This is a genomic window from Bacillus sp. 3G2 (assembly GCF_044324725.1).
Lineage (GTDB): Bacteria > Bacillota > Bacilli > Bacillales > Bacillaceae_G > Bacillus_A > Bacillus_A mobilis.
Genome location: NZ_CP172246.1, coordinates 307501 through 310000 on the forward strand (window position 1 = coordinate 307501; position 2500 = coordinate 310000).

Annotated in this window: 1 protein-coding gene and 2 rRNA genes (2 of these 3 running past the window's edge); all 3 read left to right on the forward strand. The window is 46.8% G+C overall.

Features of this window, described 5'->3' with window-relative positions:
- Nucleotides 1-1650: ribosomal RNA gene (locus tag ACHZK0_RS01680) — 23S ribosomal RNA — on the forward strand (it extends 1272 nt beyond the left edge of the window).
- 49 nt (nt 1651-1699) lie between these two features.
- A 5S ribosomal RNA gene (gene rrf / locus ACHZK0_RS01685) occupies nt 1700-1815 on the forward strand.
- A 343-nt stretch (nt 1816-2158) separates the two neighbouring features.
- Nucleotides 2159-2500, forward strand: partial view of a DMT family transporter gene (locus tag ACHZK0_RS01690; protein ID WP_262743591.1) — the 5' end (the start) only. Its footprint extends 591 nt past the window's final position; the window shows 342 of its 933 coding nt (coding positions 1-342); it begins with the start codon at nt 2159-2161; the stop codon falls past the right edge of the window.

A 2500-nucleotide genomic window follows, 5' to 3' on the forward strand; every position in this document is an offset into this window, starting at 1 on the left:
ACTGGTGGAGCGCTTAGAAGTGAGAATGCCGGTATGAGTAGCGAAAGACGGGTGAGAATCCCGTCCACCGAATGCCTAAGGTTTCCTGAGGAAGGCTCGTCCGCTCAGGGTTAGTCAGGACCTAAGCCGAGGCCGACAGGCGTAGGCGATGGACAACAGGTTGATATTCCTGTACCACCTCTTTATCGTTTGAGCAATGGAGGGACGCAGAAGGATAGAAGAAGCGTGCGATTGGTTGTGCACGTCCAAGCAATTAGGCTGATAAGTAGGCAAATCCGCTTATCGTGAAGGCTGAGTTGTGATGGGGAAGCTCCTTATGGAGCGAAGTCTTTGATTCCCCGCTGCCAAGAAAAGCTTCTAGCGAGATAAAAGGTGCCTGTACCGCAAACCGACACAGGTAGGCGAGGAGAGAATCCTAAGGTGTGCGAGAGAACTCTGGTTAAGGAACTCGGCAAAATGACCCCGTAACTTCGGGAGAAGGGGTGCTTTCTTAACGGAAAGCCGCAGTGAATAGGCCCAAGCGACTGTTTAGCAAAAACACAGCTCTCTGCGAAGCCGTAAGGCGAAGTATAGGGGGTGACACCTGCCCGGTGCTGGAAGGTTAAGGAGAGGGGTTAGCGTAAGCGAAGCTCTGAACTGAAGCCCCAGTAAACGGCGGCCGTAACTATAACGGTCCTAAGGTAGCGAAATTCCTTGTCGGGTAAGTTCCGACCCGCACGAAAGGTGTAACGATTTGGGCACTGTCTCAACCAGAGACTCGGTGAAATTATAGTACCTGTGAAGATGCAGGTTACCCGCGACAGGACGGAAAGACCCCGTGGAGCTTTACTGTAGCCTGATATTGAATTTTGGTACAGTTTGTACAGGATAGGCGGGAGCCATTGAAACCGGAGCGCTAGCTTCGGTGGAGGCGCTGGTGGGATACCGCCCTGACTGTATTGAAATTCTAACCTACGGGTCTTATCGACCCGGGAGACAGTGTCAGGTGGGCAGTTTGACTGGGGCGGTCGCCTCCTAAAGTGTAACGGAGGCGCCCAAAGGTTCCCTCAGAATGGTTGGAAATCATTCGTAGAGTGCAAAGGCATAAGGGAGCTTGACTGCGAGACCTACAAGTCGAGCAGGGACGAAAGTCGGGCTTAGTGATCCGGTGGTTCCGCATGGAAGGGCCATCGCTCAACGGATAAAAGCTACCCCGGGGATAACAGGCTTATCTCCCCCAAGAGTCCACATCGACGGGGAGGTTTGGCACCTCGATGTCGGCTCATCGCATCCTGGGGCTGTAGTCGGTCCCAAGGGTTGGGCTGTTCGCCCATTAAAGCGGTACGCGAGCTGGGTTCAGAACGTCGTGAGACAGTTCGGTCCCTATCCGTCGTGGGCGTAGGAAATTTGAGAGGAGCTGTCCTTAGTACGAGAGGACCGGGATGGACGCACCGCTGGTGTACCAGTTGTTCTGCCAAGGGCATAGCTGGGTAGCTATGTGCGGAAGGGATAAGTGCTGAAAGCATCTAAGCATGAAGCCCCCCTCAAGATGAGATTTCCCATAGCGTAAGCTAGTAAGATCCCTGAAAGATGATCAGGTTGATAGGTTCGAGGTGGAAGCATGGTGACATGTGGAGCTGACGAATACTAATAGATCGAGGACTTAACCATATAATATGTAGCAAATGTTATCTAGTTTTGAAGGAATATGCCTTCATAGTTTGGTGATGATGGCAGAGAGGTCACACCCGTTCCCATACCGAACACGGAAGTTAAGCTCTCTAGCGCCGATGGTAGTTGGGACCTTGTCCCTGTGAGAGTAGGACGTCGCCAAGCAAAAACCTAAGTCGATTCGACTTAGGTTTTTTTTATGTATCACCTGCTATAATTCGTAAATTTAGTAATCTTAAAGATGAAATAGGCACTGTCTAAATTAAAATTTGAGCGATAGTGTCGTAAAAGGTGATAAAGTAATACGTTTAAATAGTAGTGCAAGGTAAGAATTACCTTTTTATGTTAAATGAGTTGTGGAATGGCTAAAAAATTTTACTCTTTATATGAAAGCGTTATGTGAAAAATAGCTATTCAGCTGTTTTTCACATAACGTTTTTTCATTTTAAAAAGATTTCACATAAGAAAAAATCTATAATTAAGATAGTTAACATATATTTTTTGATGGGTGTGGGGGATTATGAAAGAAATATGCATGTTATTAGTGGCTGTTATGTTATGGGGGACAGCTATTGCGCCAACAAAGTGGGCATTAGAATCTATTCACCCATTTACTTTGTTGTTTATTCGCCTATTCTTCGCGGGTGGAATCTGTTTACTATTCTCATTTAAACAATTAAAAAGATCAGTTGTACATAAACAGGTCCCGTGGAAAAGAATGAGTTTACTATCTTTTACTGGTGTAGCTGGGTATTTTATGTTCACATCCTACGGTATTTCTTTAACAAGTGGATTGCATGTTAGTATCATTGATGCTGCATTGCCATTAGTTACAATTCTTTTTTCGGCA